The following is a 20,674-nucleotide window of genomic DNA, read 5'->3' on the forward strand; positions in this document are numbered from 1 at the left end:
AACGATGTGTCTGAGTACCTTGTTGACAGGGATAACCTACGACTCGCAAACTCAGAAATATTACGTTTCTCGAGATTATAATAGCGGTGGCCGTGTACCGGTCCAATTTTTCCTCAATGGAATGGCTATAGATGAACCTGGTCTTAATAGTATCAATGTTATCGATATCGAAGGAATTGAGATTTTCCTGAAAGATGATTTGGGAACTGTTTCAAGAATGTATCAAAATAATGGGGTTGTCTCAATTTATACTAAGAAAATAGAAGCTAAAAAACCTAGAATGTCTTTGGCGGAAATAGAAAAATTGTTACCAAAATCGAATGTCATCGACCTGTTTCCGTTGGGTTATATAAAAGAAAGAAAATTTTATACACCAACCTACGAAACGCCAGAAAGCAAGGCTGTGAATGATTTAAGAACGACTGTGTATTGGAATCCGAAAGTAGAGGTTACGGAGACTGGAGAGACTGCTTTAGACTTTTATAATGCAGATGGCAATGGTCGTTATAAAGTTATTGTAGAAGGAATGGATGATACAGGAAATATAGGCCGAAAAGTAATTTATTATGAAGTGAGATTATAGTAAAGACTACACGTTTAAAGTACTGATAAAAAAGGAGCCGCTTATTAAGCGGCTCCTTTTATTTTATATTCTTCAAAACTTCTCCTTCTTTAGAGTCTGCATCATCGCCTACTTTCTTAATACGTTCTGTCTGTTCAATAACAACTGCAAAGGATCGGGGTTCGATACCTCCGCCTAATTTTTGGGCGTAGAATTTAGTGAATTCAGCACCGAAGTATAAAATTGCGGCGGAGTAGTATATCCATAATAGCATGACAATAATGGAGCCTGCAGCACCGTAAAAACTCGCTGTCGAAGATAAGGTCAGATAGATGGATATGAAATACCTGCCTAGCATGAACAATAAGCCTGTGAAAATAGCTCCACCAAGGATATCTTTGAATTTTACTTTTGCATCGGGTAGAAATGAAAAGATGAAACCGAAAAGGGTTACAATGATCACAAAGGTGATACTTGTATTGATCCAATCAATCAATGTGATAGGAATAAAAGGGAAGTACTGTATAACCAAATTGGTAATGGCCGCAATAACCCCGTTAATCATGAGGGAAGCTATAAGTAAAAAACCCAGTGCAATGATGATGGAAAAAGAGATCAGTCGATTGATGATTAATTTGAGCCATCCTTTTTTTGGCTTAGGTTTTACTTTCCATATATCATTTATGGAGTCTTGGATATCGACAAAGAGCGTGGTAGCAGTAATAATAAGTGTGACGATACCGATTGTAATTCCAATATTTGATTTGTTTTCAAAATTTATCTTTTGAATATAAGATTGGATTTGCAGGGTTACATCTTTACCAAACAAGACCATCAATTCATCAAAAACCTCCTTTTGTGCGGATGTTTCTTGACTTAAATGTTGACCGTAGAAGAAGCCAATACACCAGATGACGATCATGAGTAATGGACCGATAGAGAAAACGGTATAATAGGCTAAGGATGCACTTTTTTTCATGCAGTTGTCATCCATAAATCCATTAAAGGCATCATAAACTAATTTTAAAACTTGTTTCCAGTAGGTAAGCGTCAATAAATCTTTAAAGTATACTTCTTTCATAATGTGATGTGCAAATAAAACAAATTTTAAGAATAAATACCCCCTATTTTAGGTAGGGGGTATTTATTTAGCTAAGTTCTTGATACATTTCTTCAATTTTTTCGTCAAACTCTTTGAGTATAACTTTCCTTTTCAGACTTAGTTTTGGCGTTAATTGGCCGTCGTCTATTGTCCATTCTTTGGGAAGTAATATGAATTTTTTTATTTTTTCCCAGTGACCAAATTCTGTTGATAAACGCTCGATCTCTTGGTTGTATTTTTCGATTACTTTTGGGTTTTTAACTGTTTCCTCTTTTGAAACAACAGCTATTCCCTTAAATTTCATCCATTTTTCGATTTCTTCAAAAGCGGGTACAATTAATGCCGAAGGAAATTTTCTGTTTTCTCCCAGTACCATAATCTGAGCAATAAGCGTGGATTCCATCAGCTTTGTTTCAATTGCTTGTGGAGCGATGTATTTTCCACCTGCGGTTTTAAACATCTCTTTTTTACGGTCCGTAATCTTTAAAAATCCATCGGATGATATTTCTCCTATATCTCCTGTTTTTAAAAATCCATTTTCATCAAATGTTTCTTTTGTGGCTTCATCATTTTTGTAATAACCAGAAGTGATGCTTGGCCCCTTAACAAGAATCTCCCCGTCCGGTGCTATTTTTACTTCTAGGTTTTTGAGTGGTCGCCCTACAGTTTCCAAACTTGATACCTGTATCCATAAATGTATTGACTGCGATAACGGGAGAAGTTTCTGTAAGTCCGTAGCCTTCTAACACTTTCATATCTGCTGCCCAGAAAACACGTGCTAGTCTTTCTTGTAATGCTGCTCCTCCTGAAACGATTATTTTTATATTACCACCTAATGCTTCTTTCCATTTCGAAAAAATTAATTTGCGAGCGATAGCGAGTTGAAAATTGTACCAAGCACTATTTTTTGCTGGTTCTTGATAGCGCAGTCCTAGGTCAAGGGCCCACATGAATAATGATTTTTTGATTCCTGTTAAATCTTTCCCTTTGGAAACAATTTTATCATACACTTTTTCCAATACACGTGGTACTGTTGTAAAAAGATCTGGTTTGACATCATTGATATCGACGACTACATTATCCAGTGTTTCGCAAAAATAAATCTCTACACCTTTTGAGTAATACATATAGACGACCATACGTTCGAAAATATGGCATAAAGGTAAAAAGCTGATTGCTTTTTTGAAATCGGGTCTTATGAGGTGGTTACAAGCCTGTACATTACTTAAAATATTTTTATGGGATAAGTATACCCCTTTCGGTTTCCCTGTTGTTCCTGATGTATAGATCAATGTCAATAAATCATCCTCTTGGATGGCATCGTTATATGGTATTAAATCTGTGCTTAGTTTTTCACCGATTTCAAATAGGCTATCCAGGTCTTTATGATGCGCTGTGTGGTCGAAGGAATAGATCGGAATGGTCAGTTGATGGTCGTTCAGCGCAGTGTCAACACGCTCAGAAAGATCTGTATTGCTCACAAATATTAACTTAACTTCTGCATCGTTGACGATGTATGACAGGTCTTGTGGTGCTAATGTTGGATATAGCGGCACAAGCGCAATCCCCAATTGATTACAGGCAAAATCCACGATACTCCATTCTGGTCGATTTCCTGACATGAGGGCTACACGATCACCTTTTTGCAATCCGATGTCCAATAATGCTTTACTAAGATTGTTTATTTTAGTAATAAAATCTTCGGTTTGATAGGTTTGCCAATGTGCATTTTTATCGCGGCCAGCAATAATAGTTTTATTCGAATATTCGGATTTATAGTTGGTTAGGAGATCAAAAATTCTACTTTGTTGTGCCATAATGAAATATTTAAAATATTTACTTAATTGGTTTATTACTAAGTATTCAAATGTAATCTAATATATGAAAAATGTTTTGATGTACATTTTTTATATTTAAAATAATTTGATAACATTTTAGAATTTGCGTCGTTTAATTATTGATATTACCTTTGAAAATTAAATTGAATAAAAAACACTGACATTACGTATGAAAAAATTATCTTGGATCTTAGGAATGGCAATTGGCTTATCGGGATTATCAAATGAAGCTTTTGCACAGTTAGATTCAAAAGGGGCAATCGGAGCTCGTTTTGGCTCTGCCCAAGGGATTACCTATAAACACACACTTTCAAATGATCGCGCCTTAGAAGCGCTCCTAAGTATTCAGAGCAATTCAGACTATAGACGGTTTAGAGTAGTGGGGTTGTATGAATATTATAAACCTTTATCATCTGCTTTTAATTGGTATTATGGGTTTGGTGGTGGTTTTGGCTCTTATAAAGAGAAAGACAAAACAATCGATGGCAGCCGTGTTGAATATGATTCTGAGTTAGCACTTAGTATAGATGGGATTATAGGAGTAGAATATAATATTCCAGAAACTCCTTTTCAGGTTTCATTGGATGTAAAACCCTATTTAGATTTTCTGCAGTCTAGTAGCATCAAATTACTAGATCCAATTGGTTTTTCATTCCGTTATAGATTTTAGTAAATGGTCTATAAAAATAAATAAGGTCACTTGGGTATAAAGTGACCTTATTTATTTTAAGATAGCCAGAATTGAGCTAATTTTTTCTGTTCTTCGGATTGTTCCTTCAATGGTTGTATTCTGAATAATTTCTTACTATTTGGACGAATTTCTATTTTAAGATTTTTGATAATCCCATCTCGCGCTATCAAAACATCTAAAAGTTCTCCTGCTGTGCTATGCTGCATAAAATAGTCGTATTCTTTATCTTTCATATCCAACCGGATACCATTGATAGCGATCAATTCATCGCGTACATTTAAACCTCCATCCCAAGCGCTAGAACCTCTTTCTACTGCCGTGACAGTTTGGATACCATCGTTTTTTTGATAACTAATCCCTATTCCTAAATTTTTGCTATCAGCATTAATGTCCATGATCTCATATCCAACAAGGTTGAAATACTGATTATAGGGTAATTCGCTATGTTCATGAGCTGCTTCAAAGATTTCTTTGACAGTAATACCGGTGACTTCTTCTACAAGCTGTTGGAACTCGAGTTCCTCAAAACCCCGGTTTTGTTGCAGATAAAAATGATTATAGGCTGCTTTTAGGACATCGTCGAGTTTTTTAGTACCGTTAGAAGAAGCAATTATCTTTAAATCTAGCAGGACCGTCAACATCGCTCCTTTATTGTAGTAGGATATGCTCGAGTTTGGAGAGTTTTCATCCTGACGGTAGTATTTTACCCAAGAATCAAAGCTGGCTTCTGCTGCAGATTGAATGAGATGCCCCGGACGATTGAGGACAGTTGTAAAATCATTCGCTAATAGGTTTAGATATTCTTGTTCGGAAAAGAAATCACATCTTTTGAGTATCAGGTTGTCGTAATACGAAGTAAAGCCTTCCATAATCCATAGACCTGTTGTATAGTTCTCTTGATCGTAGTTAAATGGCCCCAATGCTTTAGGACGAAGACGCTTTACATGCCATAAATGAAAGTACTCATGTGCGATTAGGCTGAGGTATGTCTTGTAGGAGGTTTCGTTGCTATATGCCGTTCTTGATGCTCCCAATACAGTGGAGTTGAGGTGTTCTAGCCCTCCTCCTCCAGATTGATAATTATGTGTGATGAATACATACCTTTTGTTGGGGTTGGACCCCCAAATACGGGTTTCTTCTTCAACAATTTTCTTTACATCGGCGGTTAACCTTTCTTTGTTATAGGTGCCGCCACCAACCATCGCAAACTCGTGCACCACGTTTGATGCTTGAATTGTCCATATATCCTGATTGCCAATTTCTATAGGTGAATCGTAAAGAATATCAAAGTCTGAAGCATAGAACATGTTTTGTCCGATTTTTTCAAGACCTGTTGATATATTTTCCCATAGCTTATGGGGAAAGAATCGGACAGTTACGGGTTCGGCGATCCTTCCAGCTATATGTAAGAATGTAGCTGTTGGTACAATAAAAGCATGATCTGCATTGATGAAATTGGTACGTACCGAAGTCTCAAACCCATATACATGGTAATTGAGGGTTATTGAGCTTTTGTTATGGTTGTATATACGCCAAGTGTTTTTACTTATTTTTTCAAACTCCATCTGGTCTTCGACCGTAAAACGTTCAATCTGCTTTGAATACTCTCGTACTAAGTAAGATCCTGGGGACCATACAGGCATTTTGACATCAATAAAATCCGCTTGAATTTCGGTGATAGACATTTTTATATCTGCGTAATGTGCTTGAGGCTCACTAAAGGAAACATCAAAATGTATTTTTGATGTACAGTTTATTTTTTCGATCATTTTAAAAGATTAAATAACCGATACGAATATCAGTTCAAAATATATTTGTGGTATACAAAAGTACAAGGTTATGAGTGTTATACAAAATTATTTGGACTTCTGTTTTTTAGCATACTATTTTATTTTCAGTGCTATTTTTGGTTATTATAAAATTAATAATTTGTATATTACCGCTAGATAGGGCTCTCAATGGGAGAGGATTGGAATAGAAGTTGTGTTGCATTCATGAAAGCAGTATAAAGCAATAAAACACGAATAATTTTACATTTATAGCAATGGAATTCTATTGTGAATCTAAGCAAATTTATCTAAGTTTATACGCTCGATAGAGCATAATCTTATTATTTATGATTTTAATAGTTGATAGCGGTTCATCCAAATCAGATTGGAAATTGGAACTTCCGGATAGCCCTCCTTTGTCTTTTTCTACAAATGGACTTAATCCGTTTTTCGTAAACGATAAAGAGATAACAAGGGTAATTAAAGAGATTCCGGAGATTATTCCATATGCTGATGAAATAACAGAGCTCTATTTCTATGGTGCGGGATGTATTTCTCCAGATCGTAGAGAAATGGTATCGAATGCATTGACTCCTCTGTTTGAGAATGCATTTATTTCCGTTGAAAATGATCTTGTGGGTAGTGCCTTGGCTACTTGTGGTAGAAACAAAGGGTATATTGCTACGCTAGGTACTGGATCTGATATTAGTTTTTTTGATGGCAATGAGGTACAGCCTTCCAATCATGGCAATGGTTATGTGCTAGGGGATGAGGGGTCTGGGGCCTGGTTTGGGAAAAAACTGATTACATTATTTTTATATGGTAGATTGCCTAAGGATTTAGCAGAGAATTTTGCTGAAAATTATCGGATCTCTAAAGAAATTGTAATAAAGAATGTGTACCAAAAGGAACGTCCTAATGCTTATTTAGCATCATTTGCACCTTTTTTATCGGCCAATATTACACACCCGTTTATTGATGAGCTTGTGCGTTCGGGTTTTGAAGAGTATGTGCAGACTTGTATTTTAACTTATCAAGATTATCAGGATTATGAATGTCACTTTGTTGGATCTATCGCTTACTATCTCGATTTGATTTTACGCGATGTTTGTAATGGGTACCATATTCAAATTGGCAAAATACTGAAGTCGCCGATCAACGAATTGTTTGATTTTGTGATAGAGAGAGAGAAAAGTCCACTTGTAAATATTTAATAATAATATGATGATTTTATCAACAATAATCGCTTGTTTTTCCATAATTTTTGGAAACCCGAGCATCTATGACTACAGCTTTAAAACTTTAGAAGGTAAAGATGTTAAGATGTCTGATTTTAAAGGAAAGAAAATTTTAATTGTGAACACTGCTTCTAAGTGTGGTTTCACTAAGCAGTATAAAGATCTGCAAGAGTTATATTCGCTCTATGGTAAAGATTTAGTAATCATTGGATTCCCTGCCAACAATTTTGGTAATCAAGAACCTGGTACAAATGGAGATATACAGGAGTTTTGTGAACAGAATTATGGTGTTGAGTTTTTAATGGCAGAAAAGGTTGAGGTGAAGGGCGACCAAATAGATCCTTTATTTAAATATTTGATTGCTCAGAAAAATCCTGATTTTGAAGGGGAAATCAAATGGAACTTTGAAAAGTTTCTAATTGATGAGAATGGCAAGCTAATCCATCGTTATCGTTCGGCCGTCAATCCAATGGCAGATGAGATTGTCAATTGGGTAAAGAAATAAGAATTGAAAACCAGCAGGAATATCTTGTTGGTTTTTTTTATCATTACAATAAAAAAGAAAAGTCCACCTTGGGAGGGTGGACTTTAACTAACCAATTATAAACCTAAATTATGAAAAGTATTTTGTAGCTATTTCTAGCTGTTATTATCGTTGTTGTTATAAGTTATACAAAGGTAATGCCAAAAACCGATTTATACATTAAGATAATGTTAATTATTTGTTAAATTATAGTAACAACTCCTGCATCTTGCCTCATATGCATCTTTTTCGCCAAGAAGGACTGTTTTTGTGTCCGAAGACGTTCTAAATGAGTAGTTTGCAGGGGCTCCACATTGCATGCAAACGGCATGTACTTTTGTAACGTGCTCTGCAATAGCCATAATATTCGGTATAGGACCAAAAGGTTGTGCCATAAAATCCATATCAAGTCCTGCAACTATGACACGAATTCCTTTGTTTGCCAATTTGACACAAACTTCTGTCAGCCCTTCATCAAAAAACTGCGCTTCATCAATGCCGACAACTTGTGTGTCTTGACTCAGCAGTAATATAGAAGAGGAATGGTCAACAGGGGTAGAAGGAATACTATTGCTGTCATGCGATACGACGAGATGATCATCATATCTTTTATCAACTGCAGGTTTGAAAATTTCTACATGTAGTCGGGCATACTGCGCACGTTTTAGCCTTCTTATGAGCTCTTCGGTTTTACCGGAAAACATGGATCCACAAATAACTTCTATACTCCCGTATAGTGGTCCTCTTTGTGTGAAATTATGTTCAGAAAAAAGCATTTAAATGAATTAAAATCAATAAATTGGGTATTATTGGAAATCAGTGATGAATCTGATGTTTATAGAAAAATAATACCACATAAGTCCTGCTAATATCAGAATTTAATATTAAATTTGAGTCTATAAAGGCTAAATACTTAACAATAAAGTATAAATCAGTAAGTTGAAAATGAAGTTTAATTCCAATTGTAAAATTTAAGCTTTTTATTGGAAATAGGGAAAGGAAATGTAAAAATTTATGGCTACGAAACAAAATTTATTTGATAAAATAGGTGATTTATTGCAAGAGTTGAATGCTCAATACCTGGAGCTTTCGAATAATGGCTTTGAAAATAAAAAGACGGATTTAGCATTGTTAGAGGCCACGGCACAATATATAGCTGCTCAAGCGGGTGTTTTAAAAGCTCAAGATCTGTTGGATAAGGGGAATCAATTGGCTCGCGAGGATGAGTTGGCAGCACCAAAGGTGTCCATACATAGAGAAGAGGAAGAGAAATTGTCGTTCAACAATTACTTTACACCACCTTCTAACTTGTTTCAAGGTCGCCAGACCAAAGAGGAACAGGCATCGCCCATCGCAACTCCTGTAGAGAATGAGATTCATACACCTATTCAACCTGTTGTTCTCCAAGAGGAATCAGATACGAAACCGATAGCAGATAATCTTCCAAAGCCAACACCAGTTGAAGTTGTAAAAGAGGAAGTGGTGGTTGATTTACCAGTTTCTGCTGAAAAAGAAGTAGAGCAGCCTGTTCAACAAGCACCTATTCAACCGGAAGTAGAAGAAGCAGCAGTTATTATTAATGAAGTGATAGAGGAACCGAAGGAGATTGTCATTGTAGAGGAAATTCTTCCTGTGACTCCTGTCCAAGAAGAGGCACCCGCTCGTCCACTCACTTTAAATGAAATTATTTCGCAACAGAAAAAGGCAGGTGTCCAAAATCGTGTTTATGAAATGAATGCAGCGGCAGGAGCTACGGCACAGGTTAAGGATATCAAAGCCATCATTAATCTGAATGATAAATTGTTGTTTATTAAAGATCTATTTAATGGTTATAGCTTAGCTTACAGTGAAGCTGTTGAATTGCTGAATAGATGTAATGATTATGCGGAAGCAGACGCATTCTTACAAACTAATTACGCCGTAAAGAATAGATGGGTTGAGAAACCGCAATCGGTTGAAAAGCTTTATGCTTTGCTTCGTAAAAGATTTGCATAAAAAAAGCTGACTTTTGTCAGCTTTTTTTATGAATTCCTGTTGACAGAGTCGGCAGGGAATGCTTTCGGAAGAAGCTTTATGCTGTTGTTTATGGGACATTCTGTCGGATTATTTTAATTGAAATTGTAACCAAGTATTACCTTCTAACCCATAAAAGAAGTATTTTGGTTGTAAAATTTCTGCTAATGTCTCTAGTTCTACACAATAGTTCTGGCCAGCTACTTTTCCAAATCCTTTTGTATTGATCAAAAAAACTTGGTTTAAATTTACTGCGTTACTATCTGCCCAATTAGGATCTGATAATAATGATGGTACCTGTGCTACTGTCATCTCTTCTGCATTGATGATAATAACTTTATCGGCATCTGCAATCGAATTTGTCGGTATTCCACCTGCAATAGTAATGCAGGATTGCAAATACTTACTGGTATTGATAATCGTTGGATTGATGTCATCTAAAATGATCACTTTGGGACGGTCATTTGCTGTAATAAATTTCAGCTTATGTGTGATAATATGTACGTCATCCTCCAAGACTTCCAAAAGCTCAGCTATTTTATCATTTTTATTGATTAATTGACCTACACATTTTGTGTAATTGATAATGTCATCACTTGTTACCAAATCAGCAGGGATCGCATAAATTTTATCTAAAATTTCTTGTGGTAAATGCGCTTGATCTACCTCATATTGATTTAGGATAGCTTCTACTAAAATTTCTTGATTGCTTTGCATGGCACAAATTTACAAAGGATGATTTGAACTTGCGAATTAAATGAAAGGTAATTTTGACATCTATGTTTTGATTTCAAATTTGTAAATTGCAATATATTTAGAATTTTTCATTTAGATTATACATTATGTTTGATAAATTATTCCAAGCGCAACAGAAGGCAGAAGAAATTAAACAAAGATTAAATCATATTTCTGTTTTTGGGGAGGCTGAGGGTGGATTGATAAAAGTCGTTGCCACAGCTAATAAAGAAATTAAAGAAATTACCATTGATCCTATCTTTTTGGGTAATGCTGATAAAGAGGAGTTGGAGGAACTACTTGTCGTAGCTTTGAATAAAGCATTGACACAAGCAGAAACAGGTTAGTCAGGCTGAGATGTCGGCTGCGAGTCAGGATATGCTTGGTGGTTTAGGAGGTTTATTTAATCAATAATCTTATGACAGCGACCTATTACGGACAATCGTGTGTAGCGTTTGATTTTGACGGGCACAACGTGCTATTGGATCCTTTTATCAGCTATAATCCGCTAGCCAAATCAATCGATGTAAACAGCCTCTTGCCTGAGTACATCTTTTTAAGTCATGGTCATCAAGATCATGTAGCTGATATGGCGCAGATTCAAAAGAATAGCCAGGCAACTGTTGCTGCAATTGTTGAAACTGCAGCGTGGGTAAGGAAGCAAGGTGTTCCAGATGATAAAGTAATCGAATTTAATCTCGGAGGGACTATTAAGACTACTTTTGGCACCGTTAAAATGGTATATGCATTGCATACCAACAGTACTCCTGATGGGCAGTATGGAGGTTTTCCTGTAGGCTTTATCTTGTATTCCAGCAATAAGAAAATCTATTTTGCTGGAGATACTGGCCTTACCATGGAGATGAAGCTTTTGGCAGGTCTGGGTCTTGATTGGGCTTTTTTACCAATAGGTGGCCATTATACCATGGATGTTGATGATGCGGTTAGAGCAGCTGAATTTATCAATTGTGATAAGATTGTAGGGATCCATTACGATACTTTTCCTCCTATCGTTATTGATAAAGAAAAGGCATTAGCGAAGTTCGCAAATTCTGGTAAGACACTTTATTTACCAGCAATTGGAGAATCAATCGAATTATAAATCAAAAGGGGGATAGGTTATTCCCCTTTTGATTGTTATATCGTTACTAATTTTTTTAAATCTTCTAAAGTGAATAGCGGTGTTTCTGTTAGTTTATTTTTCAGAATGGATTCTTTATAATCTTCGTAATGAAATAAGGTCCATTCACCATTATGATATTCTAAACTACTTAAATTCTCAACCCAATCACCTGAATTCATGTAGGTGACAGTACCTTTTCTGGTGATGACTTCTTTTATCTGTGGTTGATGTATGTGCCCACAGATTACATAATCGTAATTCTTTTCGATAGCGAGCTCTGTTGCTGTCTCTTCAAAATCTGAGATGTATTTAACCGCTTTTTTGACACTATTCTTTATCTTTTTTGATAATGAATATTTCTCTTTCCCCATTTTCAATAGAAACCAATTGATACAATGATTCAATTGGATGAGTTTGTCATAACCCCATCCCCCTAATTTTGCTAACCATTTGGAATGATGAATGGAGGCATCAAATACATCTCCGTGGAAGATCCATGCTTTCTTGTTGTTGAGTGAAAGTAAGAGCTTGTTGGTCAATTTGATATTACCCAGTTTTAAGTCGGCAAATTTCCGAAGCATTTCATCGTGGTTTCCCGTAATGTAATAAACCTCCGTTCCATTAGCACTTAAATCAATTATTTTTTTGATAACATGTAGGTGTTCGGATGGAAAGTAGCTTTTTTTGAATTGCCAGATATCGATTATATCACCATTCAAAATCAGCATTTTTGGAGCGATGGACTCCAAGTAATAAAGTAACTCTTTAGCGTGACTTCCATGTGTTCCGAGATGAATGTCTGATAATACTACAATATCTAGGTTTCGTTTCATAACTTCCTTTTTTCAAAAGACGCATTTTAATATGATGTACATATAAATGCTCTGTTATGAAATTATTAATAATAAAGGGTGAAGATAGTTATCTTCACCCTTTATTATTAATAATCGTAAATAGTTTGAGACTATTTTGTCGCTCTATTGATATGAAATTGAACTAAATCATCAATAGGAGAGCGTAATATTTTTCCAACTTTCATTCCATATTGCTGGGCTTTTTCTTCCAAAACATTGCGGAAATTGTAGCCTACAGAGCCAATACAGTTAAATGTATAGTCTTGGTAATTTGGATATTTACTCACTAAGTTTCTGAAAAATGCTTCGAAAGCATCATCTACGATTGCGCGTGTGTATTCAATATTAACATTGTTGTCGTACACAAACTTGCTGAAGCTTGCGCAGAAACGATTGGCTAATGGTTTGGTATATACCGCGTCCATGATTTCATCAGGAGTGATTTTGTAAGTGTCATAAAATACTTTACGAACATCTTGAGGCATTAAGTCGCGGATATAATCCGTTAATAATTTTTTACCGATATAACTGCCACTTCCCTCATCTCCTAAGATGTATGCGCAAGAATCAATGTTATAGGTGATTTCATTTCCATCGTAAATACAAGAGTTGGTACCCGTTCCTAAGATAGCGGCAAATCCTGATTCTTTACCTAGTAAAGCTCTGGCTGCAGCTAATAAGTCGTGTCCAACTTCAACTTGGGCCTTTGGAAATACTTCCTGAATAGCTTTGACAACGATATCAGCTTTTTCTTTATTATGGACCCCCGCCCCATAATAGTTAACCTCTTTGATATCTTCAAAAGGTAAATCATTGGGTAGACCTTTTCTTAAAGAGTTAACGATGTATTCGCTATCTACAAAATATGGGTTGTACCCTTCTGTGTTGAAGTAAATTTTTTTGTTTGAATCATCCAACAAACACCAGTTTGTTTTCGTTGATCCTCCGTCAGCAATAATAATCATTATTGAGTAGTTTTAATTGAGTTTTTCGTTTTAAAATAGGATTATTTGAATCCGATTTCCGAAAATACATTTTTTTATTTATAATTTATGTATTCTGGCAATAGTAAAATGAAATATTATTTGAGCTAGGATTATTGGTGTTCATAAAAAAGGCCTTAATTCTATAATTAAGGCCTTTTTTATGAACACTATCTGTTTGATTTGATAGTGTATTTTTTACAATTAGCTAACAGCTTATGGACCTTAATGGCCTCCCTCTGATTCGATATCATCAATATTAATTCCTTGTTTTTTCAACACGGACCTTACGGCAACGGCAAAAAACACAATGTAAATGAAACCGACCAATGGAAGTAAATAAGAATTGTGTATTCCTATTATATCTGCTAATTTTCCTTGGATAGGGGGGATGATACCTCCACCAAGAATCATCATTACTAAGAAGGCTGAACCTTGGGCTGTATATTTTCCAAGACCAACAATTGAAAGACTAAAGATAGATGACCACATAATAGAACAAGCTAATCCTCCGGCTAAGAAAGAATATATGGCTACAGTGCCGGTAGATAGAAGACCTACGACCATGGCAATGATTCCAAATAATCCAAAGATAATTAATGTTCTGGCAGGTTTTTCTTTACTCACGTAGAATGCGCCGATCTGTATAATGATACACACAACATAATAATAAAGGTGAGACATTTCGAAACCTGCTAATGTGTTGACTCCTATGATAATGGAGAATGCGACTAATGGAACAATGATCAGTAAGATGTTCTTCGTTGATTTAGTCAGGTTAAATGCTGTGATGGCACCAGCCCATCGGCCTATCATCATACTTCCCCAATACATGGATACATAGGGTGTGATTTGAGATGATTGTAGGCTTCCGAACTCCTTTAGGGTAAGTAGCTCACCTAAATTACTTCCGATGGCTACTTCGACTCCTACGTATAGAAATAACGCAATCATACCCAACACAAGTTGTGGGTATTTCATCGCGCCCCATCCTTCTGGATTTTTCTGTGCTTTTACGTTAGCAAAGATCAGACCCCCAATCACTACTATTAACGCTCCTGCTAACCACAACATGCGTTGTATCTCTAGGGGATGTGCGATTTCTTTTATATGAAGCTTTAATTCGTCAATGCTAACTTGGTCTGTTAGATTTTTCAATTGTCCTTGTAATTGTTCCAATTGAAGTGCTACATCACTTTTATAACTTAAAAAAACAGGTGCAAACATAGCGAAAAGCAAGATCGTCATGATGACTAGGGTATTTAGCGCTTTATTCGCTTTTTCCATAGGTTCGTTACTTATTCCTGCAGGCACCTTTTTGCTGAAATAAAATAAACTAGCAGCCAACAAGAATAATAGACCGACACCTATGTATAGGTATACTACTTTATCTAAGGGTAAATTGGCAATTTCGGAATCTGAAATTGTTTCGAAGGTTCCAAATAGGGCAAAACCGATTACCAATGGTCCAATGGTTGTTCCAAAAGAATTGATTCCACCACCTAAATTGACACGTGAAGAACCAGTTTTGGGATCTCCTAATAAGACTGCGAATGGATTGGCAGCTGTTTGTTGGAGAGAGAAGCCTAGTGCAACCGTGAACAAGCCAAGTAGCATACCTACGTATACATTGACTTCTACAGCGACAATCATGGCTGCTGCTCCTAATGCGGAGAAAAGTAAGCCATAGACAATACTTTTTTTATACCCCCATCTACCTACTAAGTCTTTTCCAGAAAATGTACTGAAAATAAATAATAATAAGGCACCTAGATAATACGCGGTGTAAAAGGCAAAGTCAATCAACTGGGATTGAAATTGGTCTAAATGAAAGTAGTTTTTACAAAAAGGAATAAATACACTATTTCCTGCTGCAATGAAACCCCAAAAGAAAAATACAATAATTAATGTATATAGGGCTGGATAATTTGTTTTGATAAGTTTATTTTCCATCTAAATCGTTTGCTTTGTTTTTTTTCTCCGCTAACTTAAAAAAAAAATGTCAAAACTGAATATAATATTGACGTTAATAAGTGCGTTTGTTTTTTAGTAAAACGATTTAATTAAAAATAGTTTGTCATATGGATGATTTTTTTTGCAATAAATTTTGAAATGTGGTATTTGTTTTTTTTCTTTGTGCAGGTTCTCATAATTTATTCCGCTTCAGGTGTAAAGAAATCACTTAGTTCTTAAATCCCTTGGTTTGTTAATCATAAAGATTAATGGAGCGCAATAAATAGATTTCATTTTAAAATAAAATCCTAATATATCATAATAAAAATTTAATGGATATTAATGAATTAAATGCAAAACTCGTGTCTGAATTACGCGAAATTGCAAAATTAATAGGTATCGGTGACGCTGATAAGCTTAGAAAGCAAGAGCTAATTGAAAAAATTATCAGTACTGGTGATGAGTCCGAAAATACTTCTGAAGCAAAGGAAGAGAATCTTGATGAATCAACTGAGAGACCTAGAAAAAGAATAAGAACAGCAGCAGTAAAATCATCAGAGCCTGTCACTATTCGGAAAAAAGAAAACGAAGAAATAGATTCAGCTGATAGTCAAGTAGCCCCATCAGAATCTGAAGAAAATATAAAAACAACTCCAGTAATAAAATCAACACCTTCAAAAGTAGAATCAACTTCATCTAATGCAGATTTTGATAATGTTATTGTCAATGAAGGGGTATTGGAGATCATGCCTGATGGCTATGGTTTTTTACGTTCATCCGATTATAACTATTTAACTTCTCCTGATGATATCTATGTTTCTCAGTCACAAATCAAATTATTTGGTTTGAAAACTGGAGATACGGTTAGAGGTAGTATCAGACCTCCGAAAGAAGGTGAGAAATATTTCCCATTGGTACGCGTAGAAGCCATCAATGGTCAAAACCCTGCGGAAATTCGTGACCGTGTTCCTTTTGATTTCTTAACACCATTATTCCCTACTGAACGTTTGAATTTGGATTTGGGTACGAGTAACTATTCGACACGTATCATGGATCTTTTTACACCGATAGGTAAGGGACAACGTGGTCTTATCGTAGCTCAACCAAAAACGGGTAAAACAAATTTATTAAAAGAGGTTGCAAATGCGATCGCTAAAAATCATCCTGAAGTCTATTTAATTATTTTATTAATTGATGAAAGACCTGAGGAAGTTACAGATATGTCGAGAAGTGTGCGTGCTGAAGTTGTTTCATCTACTTTTGATGAACCAGCAGAACGTCACGTGAAAATCGCGAATATCGTTTTAGAGAAAGCAAAACGTATGGTTGAATGTGGCCATGATGTTGTGATTTTACTAGATTCTATTACACGTCTGGCTCGTGCTTATAACACGGTTGCTCCGGCATCGGGTAAAATCTTATCTGGTGGTGTGGATGCAAATGCTTTACATAAACCAAAACGTTTCTTCGGTGCTGCACGTAATATTGAGCATGGAGGTTTCATTGACTATTTTAGCAACAGCGCTTACAGAGACTGGATCTAAAATGGACGAGGTTATTTTCGAAGAGTTTAAAGGTACTGGTAACATGGAATTACAATTGGATCGTAAATTGGCGAACAAACGTATTTTCCCTGCTATCGATTTGACTGCTTCAAGTACGCGTCGTGATGATTTATTAATGGACAAAGAATCTATCCGTCGTCTGTGGGTATTACGTAATCACTTGGCAGATATGAATTCGAACGAAGCGATGGAATTTTTATTAGCGCAAATGCGTGGTACTAAGTCCAATGAAGAGTTTTTGATTAGTATGAATGGGTAATTCCATTTGAATTTAATAATTTAGCCATCATTTATTAAAATGATGGCTTTTTTATTTATATATAAAATATGAAAAAACATATTCCTAATACCATAACGTGCTTAAATCTACTGAGTGGATGTATCGGGGTTTTAATGGCACTTAAAGGTGATTATATGGCGACAGCTTATTGCGTATTGGCCTCTGGTATATTTGATTTTTTCGATGGTATGGTCGCTAGACTGTTGCATGTGAAATCGAATATTGGTAAAGAATTAGATTCGTTGGCTGATATGGTGAGTTTTGGTTTCTTGCCAGGAGCCATTCTTTATAAGCTGTTGGGGGATGTGTTTGTTAATGAGCCAGTATTTGCTTACTTAGGTTTTTTTGTGACTGTTTTTTCTGCAGTACGATTGGCGAAGTTTAATCTTGATGAGCGTCAAACTACAGATTTTATAGGATTAAATACACCGATGAATACTTTCTATGTTTTATCGTTGCCTTTTATCGCCGATAAGTACCCCGAAATTATCCTAAATCCCTATTTCCTTTTAATCAGTATAGCTGTTACAAGTTATTTATTGATCAGTGAAATCAAGTTGTTCTCCATGAAGCTATCTTCGCTGTCTTGGGCAGAGAATAAGTACAAGTTTATCTTTGTTATTTTGGCAGTTGTACTTTTTGCTATTTTTCAATTTCTAGCTTTGCCTATCATACTTATTGTTTACATTTTGCTGTCATTTTTACATTTTCAGCGTTTGAAATAGGACTTATAAGGATGTTTCATACTGTTCCAACTCCATGAATAGTTCGGTGAAATGCGATTTTAATGTCTCAAATTCATTTTGAATAATACTGAATTCTTTATTCTCTTGGGCCAGCATTTCCATTTCTTGCAGGGCATCTTTGATATGGCTAGCACCAATATATTCCATTGTGGGTTTTATATGGTGTGCTGCATCACATATCTTTTGAAACTGCTGTTCAATAACTGCGATTTCTATTTTTTTGAAGTCTATGGGGGTTTGCGTTCTGTACAGCGCTATGAATTCTTTAATCATATCCTGATTGTTAAACATACTCTGTTGGATAATGGTTGGGCTTATGTGTTTATACATGATTCTGATAAATATTTACTTCCAATGAATCTTCGCACAGGGATAAGAGTTCTGTATTGCTCTTTTTTAAAATTGGATGTATATAATCTGGTGCGATTTCGGCTAACGGAATTAGGGTAAATTTTCGTTCCTGAATGTAAGGATGGGGAATTTGTAGATTCGGTAAGTTTACGACATCATGCTCGTAGTATAAGATGTCAATATCAATGACTCGAGCTCCCCATTTTTCGGAACGTACTCTTCCCAGTTTGTTTTCAATTGTTTGACATGTTTCTAATGCTTCTATGGGGTTGAGGAAGGTTTTGACCTCAATAATTTGATTTAAAAAACTAGGTTGATCTTCTACTCCCCAAGCTTCGGTTTCTACTATTGTAGAGGCCTTTGTAATTTTTCCGATTGAACTTTCAATGGCTTCGGAAGCACCTTTTAACTGCGCTATACGGTCACCAAGGTTTGCTCCTAATAAAATGTAGATGCTTTTCACCTTATAAATATAGAATTTTAGTTAATTAAATGAAAGATTTAAAAATTAATTTGTAACATTTGTAGTAATTTACGGACTAATGTAACAATCAAACTTTAGATTATTTATTTTATGAAATCATTTTTTAAATATGTACTTGCTACTGTCACTGGAATCGTGATTTCAACAGTAGTGTTATTTATTATAACATTAGGTATTATTGGTGCTATAGTAAGTTCTGCTTCTTCTGAGAAAGATGTGGTGGTGAAAGATAATTCTATTCTATATCTTTCCTTTAATCACTCGATTTCAGAACGGTCTGTCGAAAATCCTTTTGGTTCGCTTGATATTCCTGGATATAACACTAAAAACATAGGTTTAGATGATATTATCGCAAGGATAAAAAATGCAAAGGTGGATAGTAAAATAAAAGGTATTTATATGGATGCTAGTTCCATTGCTACTGGATTTGCTAGTCTGAAGGAAATTAGAGATGTCTTATTGGATTTTAAATCCTCGGGCAAGTTTATCGTTTCTTATAATGAGAGCTACTCTCAAAAAGCCTATTATATCGCGAGTGTTTCCGATAAGATATATGTGAATCCTGAAGGAGTTATTGACTTTAAAGGTTTAGCAAGTTCTACGATGTTTATGAAAGATGCCTTTGATAAACTGGGTGTCGATATGCAGGTTGTAAAAGTCGGAACTTTTAAAAGTGCAGTGGAGCCTTATTTTTTAAATGAAATGAGCGAGGCGAATCGTTTACAAGTTAATTCATATTTAGGTAGTATTTACCGAACTTTTATTGATGAAATTTCATCTTCTAGGGGAGTTTCAGCCGATTCGTTGGATATGATAGCGCGTAATTATCTCGTTCGCAATGCTGATGATGCTGTGCATTATAAATTGGCCGATGCTAAACTTTATAAAGATGAACTTATTACGGAGTTGAAGACTAGGATAAAGGTTGATGCGAAAGATGATTTGTCTACGGTTTCTTTATTAGATTATAAATTTAAAAATCCTAGTGCAGATGAATCGACACAAGTAGCTGTTCTATATGCTGAAGGTGCTATTGTTGGTGGTGAGGGGCAAAAAGGTGAAATTGGGTCTGATAAAATCTCTAGAGAGCTACGTAAATTGCGTGAAGATGATAAAGTAAAGGCAGTTGTTTTTCGGGTGAATTCTCCAGGGGGCTCGGCTTTAGCTTCTGATGTTATTTGGAGAGAAGTTGAGTTGACGAAGAAGGTGAAACCAATCGTTGTTTCAATGGGTGATTATGCTGCATCTGGAGGGTATTATATCTCGGCGGCAGCGGATTCGATTTTTGCTGAAGATAATACTATTACGGGTTCAATCGGTGTTTTTGGTGTAATTCCGAATTTTAAAAATTTATTGAACACTAAGATTGGAATTCACTTTGATGGTGTTAAAACGGGAAAATTTTCGGATTTGGGCATGGTTCCAGATAGACCTTTAACAGCGGAGGAGCGTGATATCATCCAAATTGAGGTCGACCGTGTTTACCAAACTTTTATGAAGCGTGTTTCAGATGGTCGTAAAATAACAATTGCCCAGGTGGATAGTATCGGTCAGGGACGGGTGTGGACCGGACAACAGGCTTTAAAAATGGGTCTAGTGGATCGTATTGGTGGCATCGATGATGCAATTCAATCTGCTGCTAAAAAAGCAAAAATAGATTCGTATTCGATAAAGCAATATCCTGCTAAAGAGGATGCCTTGTCTATGTTCTTATCTACATCTAAAGAAAAAGTCCAGATTTGGATGGCTGAACAGCAAATGGGTGAGTTTTATCAATATTTTAATGTTATAAAAAATGTTTCTGGTCAATCAGGTATTATGGCAAAACTGCCATATTCGATTGAAATTCATTAATTTTTTTTGA

The 20,674-nt window shown here is 35.6% G+C and carries 20 protein-coding genes and 1 pseudogene; 10 read left to right on the forward strand and 11 right to left on the reverse strand.

From position 1 onward, the window contains the following. Positions 1–4 precede the first annotated feature (4 nt). Positions 5–583, forward strand: a complete 579-nt coding sequence (locus tag ACFX5U_RS03980) for a hypothetical protein (protein WP_400262568.1) — start codon at positions 5–7, stop codon at positions 581–583. Between the two features lie 58 nt (positions 584–641). Here ACFX5U_RS03980 and ACFX5U_RS03985 read toward each other — a convergent pair whose 3' ends face one another. From ACFX5U_RS03985 to ACFX5U_RS03995, 3 genes are all read right to left on the reverse strand, one after another. After that, positions 642–1,643: a YihY/virulence factor BrkB family protein gene (locus ACFX5U_RS03985; RefSeq protein ID WP_280570159.1), complete on the reverse strand. Its 1,002-nt coding sequence runs from the start codon at positions 1,641–1,643 to the stop codon at positions 642–644. Positions 1,644–1,710: 67 nt separating this feature from the next. Further along, complete coding sequence (locus tag ACFX5U_RS03990; RefSeq protein ID WP_400262569.1) at positions 1,711–2,337, reverse strand: hypothetical protein; 627 nt, start codon at positions 2,335–2,337, stop codon at positions 1,711–1,713. Continuing rightward, positions 2,267–3,481 (reverse strand): AMP-dependent synthetase/ligase, encoded by a 1,215-nt coding sequence (locus ACFX5U_RS03995; protein ID WP_400262570.1) that lies wholly within the window; start codon positions 3,479–3,481, stop codon positions 2,267–2,269. Before ACFX5U_RS03995 ends, ACFX5U_RS03990 begins: the two co-directional genes overlap by 71 nt. Before the next feature lie 190 nt (positions 3,482–3,671). On the opposite strand from ACFX5U_RS03995, the gene ACFX5U_RS04000 reads away from it, so the two are divergent. Further along, entirely contained in the window at positions 3,672–4,172 is a 501-nt protein-coding gene (locus tag ACFX5U_RS04000; protein WP_038696475.1) for a hypothetical protein, read from the forward strand. 56 nt (positions 4,173–4,228) lie between these two features. On the opposite strand, the gene ACFX5U_RS04005 is transcribed toward ACFX5U_RS04000, so the two are convergent. Beyond that, positions 4,229–5,962: a M61 family metallopeptidase gene (locus tag ACFX5U_RS04005; protein WP_400262571.1), complete on the reverse strand. Its 1,734-nt coding sequence runs from the start codon at positions 5,960–5,962 to the stop codon at positions 4,229–4,231. Positions 5,963–6,309: 347 nt separating this feature from the next. On the opposite strand from ACFX5U_RS04005, the gene ACFX5U_RS04010 reads away from it, so the two are divergent. Both ACFX5U_RS04010 and ACFX5U_RS04015 read left to right on the forward strand, forming a co-directional pair. Next, complete coding sequence (locus ACFX5U_RS04010) at positions 6,310–7,176, forward strand: N-acetylglucosamine kinase (protein ID WP_038696479.1); 867 nt, start codon at positions 6,310–6,312, stop codon at positions 7,174–7,176. Positions 7,177–7,186: 10 nt separating this feature from the next. Further along, positions 7,187–7,705 (forward strand): glutathione peroxidase, encoded by a 519-nt coding sequence (locus tag ACFX5U_RS04015; protein WP_038702166.1) that lies wholly within the window; start codon positions 7,187–7,189, stop codon positions 7,703–7,705. Positions 7,706–7,914: 209 nt separating this feature from the next. On the opposite strand, the gene ACFX5U_RS04020 is transcribed toward ACFX5U_RS04015, so the two are convergent. Beyond that, positions 7,915–8,499: a thymidine kinase gene (locus ACFX5U_RS04020; RefSeq protein WP_038696481.1), complete on the reverse strand. Its 585-nt coding sequence runs from the start codon at positions 8,497–8,499 to the stop codon at positions 7,915–7,917. Between the two features lie 238 nt (positions 8,500–8,737). On the opposite strand from ACFX5U_RS04020, the gene ACFX5U_RS04025 reads away from it, so the two are divergent. Beyond that, a complete protein-coding gene (locus tag ACFX5U_RS04025; protein ID WP_400262572.1) occupies positions 8,738–9,718 on the forward strand; it encodes a hypothetical protein in 981 nt (326 codons plus the stop codon). Between the two features lie 108 nt (positions 9,719–9,826). Here ACFX5U_RS04025 and ACFX5U_RS04030 read toward each other — a convergent pair whose 3' ends face one another. After that, positions 9,827–10,453: a hypothetical protein gene (locus tag ACFX5U_RS04030; RefSeq protein WP_400262573.1), complete on the reverse strand. Its 627-nt coding sequence runs from the start codon at positions 10,451–10,453 to the stop codon at positions 9,827–9,829. Positions 10,454–10,578: 125 nt separating this feature from the next. Here ACFX5U_RS04030 and ACFX5U_RS04035 point away from each other — a divergent pair, with 125 nt between their 5' ends. Together ACFX5U_RS04035 and ACFX5U_RS04040 are read left to right on the forward strand one after the other, a co-directional pair. Beyond that, complete coding sequence (locus ACFX5U_RS04035; RefSeq protein ID WP_400262574.1) at positions 10,579–10,818, forward strand: YbaB/EbfC family nucleoid-associated protein; 240 nt, start codon at positions 10,579–10,581, stop codon at positions 10,816–10,818. Between the two features lie 71 nt (positions 10,819–10,889). Further along, entirely contained in the window at positions 10,890–11,573 is a 684-nt protein-coding gene (locus ACFX5U_RS04040) for a metal-dependent hydrolase (protein WP_280570138.1), read from the forward strand. A 35-nt stretch (positions 11,574–11,608) separates the two neighbouring features. Here ACFX5U_RS04040 and ACFX5U_RS04045 read toward each other — a convergent pair whose 3' ends face one another. The 3 genes from ACFX5U_RS04045 to ACFX5U_RS04055 form a co-directional block, all read right to left on the reverse strand. After that, positions 11,609–12,427 carry a UDP-2,3-diacylglucosamine diphosphatase gene (locus ACFX5U_RS04045; RefSeq protein ID WP_038696491.1) on the reverse strand — a complete coding sequence of 273 codons (819 nt, stop codon included), beginning with the start codon at positions 12,425–12,427 and terminating at the stop codon, positions 11,609–11,611. Positions 12,428–12,558: 131 nt separating this feature from the next. Then, positions 12,559–13,413: an N-acetylglucosamine kinase gene (locus ACFX5U_RS04050; protein WP_280570135.1), complete on the reverse strand. Its 855-nt coding sequence runs from the start codon at positions 13,411–13,413 to the stop codon at positions 12,559–12,561. A 243-nt stretch (positions 13,414–13,656) separates the two neighbouring features. Then, the gene (locus tag ACFX5U_RS04055) at positions 13,657–15,384 is read right to left on the reverse strand and encodes an MFS transporter (RefSeq protein WP_400262575.1); all 1,728 of its coding nucleotides are present in this window, start codon (positions 15,382–15,384) and stop codon (positions 13,657–13,659) included. Positions 15,385–15,716: 332 nt separating this feature from the next. On the opposite strand from ACFX5U_RS04055, the pseudogene rho reads away from it, so the two are divergent. After that, a pseudogene (gene rho, locus ACFX5U_RS04060) lies at positions 15,717–17,208 on the forward strand (transcription termination factor Rho). 68 nt (positions 17,209–17,276) lie between these two features. Beyond that, positions 17,277–17,954, forward strand: a complete 678-nt coding sequence (locus ACFX5U_RS04065) for a phosphatidylcholine/phosphatidylserine synthase (protein ID WP_038696499.1) — start codon at positions 17,277–17,279, stop codon at positions 17,952–17,954. Positions 17,955–17,957: 3 nt separating this feature from the next. On the opposite strand, the gene ACFX5U_RS04070 is transcribed toward ACFX5U_RS04065, so the two are convergent. After that, positions 17,958–18,305 (reverse strand): Hpt domain-containing protein, encoded by a 348-nt coding sequence (locus ACFX5U_RS04070; protein WP_051959766.1) that lies wholly within the window; start codon positions 18,303–18,305, stop codon positions 17,958–17,960. Next, positions 18,298–18,789 (reverse strand): 2-amino-4-hydroxy-6-hydroxymethyldihydropteridine diphosphokinase, encoded by a 492-nt coding sequence (gene folK / locus ACFX5U_RS04075; protein ID WP_400262576.1) that lies wholly within the window; start codon positions 18,787–18,789, stop codon positions 18,298–18,300. Before folK ends, ACFX5U_RS04070 begins: the two co-directional genes overlap by 8 nt. Before the next feature lie 111 nt (positions 18,790–18,900). On the opposite strand from folK, the gene sppA reads away from it, so the two are divergent. Beyond that, positions 18,901–20,664: a signal peptide peptidase SppA gene (gene sppA, locus ACFX5U_RS04080; protein WP_280570124.1), complete on the forward strand. Its 1,764-nt coding sequence runs from the start codon at positions 18,901–18,903 to the stop codon at positions 20,662–20,664. Positions 20,665–20,674: the final 10 nt, after the last annotated feature.

It is taken from the genome of Sphingobacterium sp. SG20118 (genome assembly GCF_044740685.1).
GTDB lineage: Bacteria > Bacteroidota > Bacteroidia > Sphingobacteriales > Sphingobacteriaceae > Sphingobacterium.